This is a genomic window from Pseudomonas sp. K2I15 (assembly GCF_002204795.1).
Classification (GTDB): domain Bacteria; phylum Pseudomonadota; class Gammaproteobacteria; order Pseudomonadales; family Pseudomonadaceae; genus Aquipseudomonas.
Genome location: NZ_NIXO01000001.1, coordinates 444,998 through 452,835, shown reverse-complemented (window position 1 = coordinate 452,835; position 7,838 = coordinate 444,998). Strand labels below are relative to the sequence as shown.

Genomic DNA, 7,838 nt, shown 5'->3' with positions numbered 1-7,838 from the left:
CGGGCTTGCTCGCGAATGCGGTGGGCCAGTCAATAGAGATGTTGACTGATCCACCGCATTCGCGAGCAAGCCCGCTCCCACATTTTTTATGCTGAGTCAGAAACATTGCCGCAAGCCACACAAGCCCCTATAGCTTCCCGCAACGGTTTTGATTGAATTCCATTTTTCGCAGACTAGTATCGGTTTCTGGTTTAACTCCGGAAAACAACAACAATGTCTGAGTCCTACTCCCAACCCATTGGCGACGCAAAACGCCAACAGTTCTCGCGTTTCATCCTCATCACCTGCATCTCCCTGATCAGCTTTTTCCCGATCAATATCCTGCTGCCCTCCTTTCCTGCCCTGGCCGTGAAGTTCGACACGTCAACCGCCGAGGTTGCCTTATCCATCAGCCTGTTCACGCTGGTGTTTGCGATTTCCCAACTGATCGCCGGCCCGCTTTCAGACAAATTCGGGCGCAAGGAAGTGCTGCTGGGGTGCATCGTGGTTTCCACCCTTGGCTCGATTGGCTGCGCACTGGCGACCAGTTACCCGAACTTCCTGCTGTTTCGCGCCCTGCAGGCCATTGGCTGTGGCTTTTTTGTACTCGGCCATGCGCTGGTGGAAGACCTGTTCGAAGAACAGGACCGCGCCCGCATCCGCATCTATTACATGACCTTGAGCGGCTCGTTTGTTGCGCTGTCGCCGCTGCTGGGCTCCTGGTTGCAAACCACATTCGATTGGCAGGGCAGCTTCTACGGGTTTGCGGTAATGGCGCTGGGCATGTTTATCCATGCCTGCCTGATATTGCCGTCCAAGGCCGCCAGCCCTGAAAGAGCCCCCGTCTCGATCATCACCACGCTGAAATCCATCGCTGGGAATCGGGATTTCATCCGCTATTGGTGGATCGCCGCGCTGGTATTTGCCTGTTACTTCGCGCTGATCAGCGTGACGCCGCTGATATTCATGGATGAGTTGAGGCTGTCCGAATACCAGTACGCGGTGGTGCTGATGGTGTACGGCATTGCCTATCTGCTGGGTGGCGTTGCGGCGAGCGCCCTGCAAAAACACATCTCGCTCACGCGGCAAATCAATATCGGGCTGGGCCTGCTGGGCGTCGCGGGCGTGTTATTGGCGCTGATCATCAGCTTTGAGGCCATGACCACCATCAGCCTGCTCATCCCGATGCTGATCAGCGCCCTGGCCGTGACCCTGGTTCGCCCCGCCGCGATTTCTGCGGCCATGCTGCTGTTCTCCAGCAGCGCCGGCACCGCCGCCTCAGCCGGCAACAGCATCATGTTCATCACCGCCGCCGTTAGCAGCGCTGCGCTCGCGCAAGCCGGCAACAACTTGCTGATGACCATCGCGATCAGCTTCATCGTGTTCAGCGTCTGGGGCGTGGTGACGAACGCCCGGGTCGGCCGCCGAGCGTGAAACTTGCACACCCACACGTCTCGTAAGCGCTATCTACACGCTCGCGGCCATTCCCTCGGGCCGCCAGCGGTGTAGAATCGAGCCTATTCATCGCCAGTCATCCCCCGGCGGGTTTATGAGCTCAAGGCCACTGCGCACGGCGATCCCGCAGCGTTTGAGGCAACTTCCGGACACACGGCCATTTTCTGAGTGTTCCAGACGTCAATAGAAGCTCACTTCCCCTTTAGCACCTGATTAGCAGCTGATTAGCCGCCCGGAGAGCTCCAATGCCCGATTACCGCTCGAAAACATCCACCCACGGCCGCAACATGGCCGGCGCCCGCGCACTGTGGCGCGCCACGGGGATGAAAGATGACGACTTCAAAAAGCCGATCATCGCGATTGCCAACTCGTTCACCCAGTTCGTACCCGGCCACGTCCACCTCAAGGACCTGGGCCAACTGGTCGCCCGCGAGATCGAACGCGCCGGCGGTGTAGCGAAAGAATTCAACACCATCGCCGTGGACGACGGGATCGCCATGGGCCATGACGGCATGCTGTATTCCCTGCCGAGCCGCGAGATCATCGCCGACTCCGTGGAATACATGGTCAACGCCCACTGCGCCGACGCCATCGTATGCATTTCCAACTGCGACAAGATCACTCCCGGCATGCTGATGGCCTCCCTGCGCCTGAACATCCCGGTGATCTTCGTCTCCGGCGGCCCGATGGAAGCCGGCAAGACCAAGCTCGCCTCCCACGGCCTCGACCTGGTCGACGCCATGGTCATCGCCGCCGATTCCAGCGCTTCTGACGAGAAGGTCGCGGAATACGAGCGCAGCGCCTGCCCTACCTGCGGTTCGTGCTCCGGCATGTTTACCGCCAACTCGATGAACTGCCTGGTGGAAGCCCTGGGCCTGGCCTTGCCGGGCAACGGTTCCACGCTGGCCACCCACAGCGACCGCGAGCAACTGTTCCTGCAGGCCGGCCGTACCATCGTCGAGCTGTGCAAGCGTTACTACACCGAGAACGATGAGTCGGTGTTGCCGCGTAACATCGCCAACTTCAAGGCGTTCGAAAACGCCATGACCCTGGACATCGCCATGGGCGGTTCCACCAACACCATCCTGCACTTGCTGGCCGCCGCGCAAGAAGCCGAGATCGACTTCGACCTGCGCGACATTGACCGTCTGTCGCGCCACGTGCCGCAACTGTGCAAAGTCGCGCCAAACATCCAGAAGTACCACATGGAAGACGTGCACCGCGCCGGCGGGATCTTCTCGATCCTCGGTTCCCTGGCCCGTGGCGGCCTGTTGCACACCGACCTGCCGACCGTGCACAGCAAATCCCTGGCCGAAGGCATTGCCAAGTGGGACATCACCCAGACCGACGACGAAGCCGTGCACACCTTCTTCAAGGCAGGCCCGGCGGGCATCCCGACGCAAACCGCGTTCAGCCAGTCGACCCGCTGGGAAACCCTCGACGACGACCGTGAAAACGGCTGCATCCGCAGTGTCGAGCACGCCTATTCCCAAGAGGGCGGCCTGGCCGTGCTGTACGGCAACATCGCCCTCGATGGCTGCGTGGTGAAAACCGCCGGTGTGGACGAGTCGATCCACGTGTTCGAAGGCCGCGCCAAGATCTACGAAAGCCAGGACAGCTCGGTACGCGGCATCCTCGCTGACGAAGTGAAAGAAGGCGACATCGTCATCATCCGTTACGAAGGCCCGAAAGGCGGTCCGGGCATGCAAGAGATGCTCTACCCGACGTCGTACCTGAAATCCAAAGGCCTGGGCAAAGCCTGCGCCTTGCTGACCGACGGTCGTTTTTCGGGCGGTACTTCGGGCTTGTCCATCGGCCACGCTTCGCCGGAAGCTGCCGCAGGCGGCGCTATCGGCCTGGTGCAGGATGGAGACAAGGTACTGATCGACATTCCGAACCGCTCGATCAACCTGTTGATCAGCGATGAAGAACTGGCTGCACGCCGGATTGAGCAGGACAAGAAAGGCTGGAAGCCGGTAGAGAAGCGTCCGCGCAAAGTCACCACCGCGCTGAAGGCGTACGCCCTGCTGGCCACCAGTGCCGACAAGGGTGCAGTACGTAACAAGGCGATGCTGGACGGGCTGTAAGCCTTAGTCCTTAGCCATAAAAATGCCCCGCCCAGTGCAGGGCATTTTTTTGCCTGGCCGAATCAGAACTGCGGCTTGTAAGTCACGCTGAACATCATGTTGCGCGGGTCGCCGAAGTAGTTGTTGGCAGCCAATTGGCTGTAGGACGGGATGTAGTAACGCTTGTCCAATATGTTGTTCAGGTTCACGGCCAGGGTCACGTCGTCACTGGCCTCGTAGGCGACGCGCGAGTTGAAGATGGCAAACCCGGCCTGGTGGAACTGGCGATCGGAACTGGTGGTAGCGGTCTGGGCATTGACGCCGGCACCGAGGCTGACCCGATGGAAATCGCCCGGTAGCTGGTAGTTACCCCACACCCGCAGCATGTGCTTGGGGACGGCGGTATTGAAGACCTTGCCCTTGAGGTCGGTGTCTTCCAGAAACACCGTGGTGTTGTAGGTGTAGCTGCTGTTGATTTGAAAACCCGGGGCCAACTCGCCGCTGACTTCGGCTTCAAGCCCCTGGCTGCGCACCTTGCCCGAGGCCAGCGAGCAGTACCAACCGCTGCAGAGCGGGGTCGTCCCATTCTCGACATCGGTATTGAGGTCATCGACCGCACGGTTCTTGTGCAGGTAGCGGAATAACGCCAGGGAGGTATTCAGGCGCCCGTCCATCAACTCGCCCTTGATGCCCACCTCATAGTTCTGGCCTTCGATGGGCGGCAGGGAGGTCTTTTGCAGGGTCTGCTGGGTTTGCGGGATAAACACTTCGGCGTAGCTGCCATAGAGCGACCACTGTTCGTCCAGCGCATACACAAGGCCTGCAAACGGCGTGACTTTGCCGGTGCTTTTTACCGAACTGTTCTCACTGTAGTCGTACACCCGCTGGGTGTAGTTGTCCTCGTTAAAGGCAAAGTCATACCAACTGGCGCGCGCACCGAGGATCAGCGTCAGCGGTTCGGTCAGGTTGATGCGCCAGGTGCCATAGAGGCCCTTTTGGCGGACGTCATAGGTGCTCTGGGCCAAGCTGCCCCGGTCGGCGATACTGTCGTAGGACGGATCCGGGCGGTGGTGGTCGATGTCGCCGATGTCCGCTCCTGGTGTGGTGAGTCGGGCGTAGCCATCATCGGTGGTGTACTTGGAATAGTTACCGCCGAGGATCAGGCTCTGCTTGAATGACAGGGCTTCGAAGTCACCACTGACGTACATATCCAGGCCACGGTTCTTGCCGGAAAAGTCGGTGGCGTAATCCGCGTAGTTACCGCTTTTGGACGAGCCTACCGGCACCGCGCCGACGATAAATTGGTAGGTCGCTTCATTGGACTCGTTCATCGCCAGCGCCGAGGCGTGGAATTTCCATTGGTCGTTGAACGCGTGATCCAGGTCCAGGTAAACCGCCGTCTGATCATTGACCGCGCGGTTCCAGCTGGCGCCGGTGTAAGTCGAGCGCGGCACATCGAGGGGCGTGCCGTCGGTGTGGCGCGGCAGGGCAATCATGTACGGGCGCCCGTGGCTTTTCTTGTTGCTGAAACCGACGCCCAGGGTGGTGTCTTCGTCCAGGTCGAAGTCCAGCGCGCCGTATACGGTCTGTTCCCAGTTCCAGGTGTAGTCGGTGAACGAGTGGCCTTTCTCATAGTTGACCACTGCGCGCCCGCGAATGGTGCCGGCCTCGTTCAGCGGGCCGCCCACGTCGGCCTGGGAAGCATAGCGGTCCCAACTGCCGGCCTTGGCGCTCAAGGTGACCGTGGGCGCGGCCTGCGGGCGTTTGCGCACCAGGTTGATCGCACCGCCCGGGCTGTTGGCCCCTTGCAGCAGGCCGGCGGCACCGCGCAACACTTCCATGCGGTCGTAAATCACCATGTTTTCGGTGATGTAGCTGCCCAGGGAGTACAAGTTGCGCGGTACCGGAACGCCGTCGTATTGCAACGCTTCAATGTCAAAACCCCGGGAGAACATGAACATCCCGGGGCCCGGCGACCTGACCGAGGTGATCCCCGGCACGGCTTCAATCGCCTGGGTCAGGGTGGTGATGTTCTGGTCATCCATGGCCTTGCGGGTCAGCACGCTGACGGACTGCGGAATGTCCTTGAGCTTTTGCGTGCCCTTGCCAATGGTCACCGCACCGGTGGTGTAGGAGCCGGTGCCTTCGGTTGTAGTCCCAAGGTGCTCGGCGCTGATGGTGGTCGCGCCTACTTCAAGGGCCGTACCTGAAGACACGCGCTTTTCCAGGGTCACCGTATCGGCATTGATAAATGCTGCACTCAACCCCGTCCCCGCGAGCAACCTCGCCAGGGCATCCCGTTGCCCCAAGCTGCCACTGACACCGGGCGACGCCACACCTTGCGTCAACTCACTGGGCACCAACACCTGAATCCGCGTCACCGCCGAAAACGCCGCCAACGCGCCGTCCAGGCTTTGCCCCGGAATATCGAAGCGGTAGGTCTGGGCCTGAGTGCTCTCGGCGGCCTGCAAATACAACGGCGCAGTGCCGCACGCCAAGGATATGGCCAGCGTCAGCAAGGGTCGTGCGGCAAATCGGTGTGCCATGGATGGTGCTCCCCGGTGCAAAAGTCAGTGAACGGGCGCGGCACTACTTGAGAGTGCTTATTATTTACGCCTCAGTGATCAAGGACGACGGCTTGGGGAGAAACCCTGAAAGTTTTTTGAAAAAGATTCCCTAGGACGCTTTGCCTTCGCGCAACACCAGCAAATACGGGGTGTAGTGCTCTGCGCGCAGGTTAAGGGTGTATTCCAGCGCCTTGATGACGGCGTCGGGTTTATCGATCTCGAACACGCCAGACACCACGCGATTGCGCAACGCATCGCCGAGCACCAACGTTTTGCCGGGCCAGTAGCGATTCAATTCAGCGACCACTTCAGACAACGGCTGCTGGCGAAACACCAGTTGCCGCTGGCGCCAGGCAAAACCGCTGGCAGGGTCGAAGGTGTGGACTGCAGTCAGGCGCTGATCCTGATATTCCACCGCCCGGCCCGGCTCCAGGTAAACCGGCTCACCTTCGCCGGAGCTGACCTGAACCTTGCCCTGGGCGACTTGCACCTGAGTCTGCGTATCACGCCGGGAAACGCTGAATTGCGTACCCACCACCTTCACCCATCCATCGCCGGACTGCACCACGAAAGGTCGCGATGGATCCTTGGTCACGCTGAAAAATCCTTCGCCCCGCAGCAGGCGAATCTGACGTTCACCGGCGCCCATGCGGATCTGCACAGCGCTGTCGGTGTTGAGTTGCAGCTGCGAGCCGTCCGCCAGTTCGACGGTGCGCGATTCGCCGGTGCCGGTGGCGTAGTCGGCCCGCAGGCGATCCAGCCATGGCGTGTTTTGCAGCGTCAGGCCGACCGCCAAAAGCACCGCGGCGGCATAGGCCCAACGCCGCGCCGGCTTGCGCCAGGCAGCTTGCTCGGCCCGGCGAATCACCCGTGCCGGCTCGCGCAGGCCGCCGAGCATCGCCTGCACTTCCTGCCACGCGTCATCCTGGGCGGCGCCCTGCCCCAGCCACGCGGAAAACGCCTCGATTTCAGCCGCCGTGACGTCTTCAGCCTGAAGGCGGAAATACCAGCCGGACGCTTGGGCAAACAATTCGTCGGCAGTGGGTGCGGCGATCATGACCGGCGTCCTTGTTCATCACAGGCCAGCCGCGCCTTGATAAAGGCACGGCATTCGATCAGGGCCCGACGCAATTGGTATTCCACACTGCGCGGGGTAATCGACAGGCGTTCGCCAATCTCGCGGTAGGAAAGTTCGTCGACATGATAGAGCAGGAAGATCTGCCGAGTCGCTTCGGGCAGCGCCAGGATTGCGTCCTGCATCAGTTGTTCCTGTTGATAGGCGGCCAATTGTTCGTCGGCACTTGGGCTGCTGCAGGGCAGTTCTTCGCTGGGTTCACCGGCATCCAGGCGCTCGCGGCGGATGGCCTGGCGCTGATGGTCACGTACCAGATTGCTGGCGATGGTGAAGAGGAAAGCCGGAAGGTTGTCGATCTTCTCGCCGGAGTCCAGCCGGGCCAGGCGCAGGAATGATTCCTGGGTCAGGTCGGCGGCCACCTGGGCGCTGCCGGTGCGGCGGGTGACGAAGGCTTCGAGGGCCTTCTTCTGCTCCGCGAACAGGCGCGCAATCTGAGAGTTCCAGGAGGGCACAGCACTACCTTGAGAAGAACGGGATGTTCAGGAAGTGCGCACGCTAGCAGAGGATGAGATTAGTTCGCAATTGATATCTATTTTGGAAGATCACTTATGACTATTGGATACCTGTGGCGAGGGAGCTTGCTCCCGCTGGAGTGCGAAGCGCTCCCAGGATTCTTGGGGCTGCTGCGCAGCCCAG

The 7,838-nt window shown here is 60.7% G+C and carries 5 protein-coding genes; 2 read left to right on the top strand and 3 right to left on the bottom strand.

The features are described 5' to 3' along the window. Nucleotides 1-213: 213 nt before the first annotated feature. Together CEC48_RS02145 and ilvD are read left to right on the top strand one after the other, a co-directional pair. Complete coding sequence (locus tag CEC48_RS02145) at nucleotides 214-1,413, top strand: MFS transporter (RefSeq protein ID WP_088422216.1); 1,200 nt, start codon at nucleotides 214-216, stop codon at nucleotides 1,411-1,413. Nucleotides 1,414-1,679: 266 nt separating this feature from the next. Continuing rightward, on the top strand, nucleotides 1,680-3,521 hold the full coding sequence (gene ilvD, locus CEC48_RS02140; RefSeq protein WP_088422215.1) for a dihydroxy-acid dehydratase: 1,842 nt from the start codon (nucleotides 1,680-1,682) through the stop codon (nucleotides 3,519-3,521). Between the two features lie 62 nt (nucleotides 3,522-3,583). Here ilvD and CEC48_RS02135 read toward each other — a convergent pair whose 3' ends face one another. The 3 genes from CEC48_RS02135 to CEC48_RS02125 form a co-directional block, all read right to left on the bottom strand. Next, nucleotides 3,584-6,046 (bottom strand): TonB-dependent receptor, encoded by a 2,463-nt coding sequence (locus CEC48_RS02135; RefSeq protein WP_088422214.1) that lies wholly within the window; start codon nucleotides 6,044-6,046, stop codon nucleotides 3,584-3,586. 130 nt (nucleotides 6,047-6,176) lie between these two features. Beyond that, the gene (locus tag CEC48_RS02130; protein WP_088422213.1) at nucleotides 6,177-7,124 is read right to left on the bottom strand and encodes a FecR family protein; all 948 of its coding nucleotides are present in this window, start codon (nucleotides 7,122-7,124) and stop codon (nucleotides 6,177-6,179) included. Next, nucleotides 7,121-7,654: an RNA polymerase sigma factor gene (locus CEC48_RS02125; protein WP_088422212.1), complete on the bottom strand. Its 534-nt coding sequence runs from the start codon at nucleotides 7,652-7,654 to the stop codon at nucleotides 7,121-7,123. Before CEC48_RS02125 ends, CEC48_RS02130 begins: the two co-directional genes overlap by 4 nt. Nucleotides 7,655-7,838 lie beyond the last annotated feature (184 nt).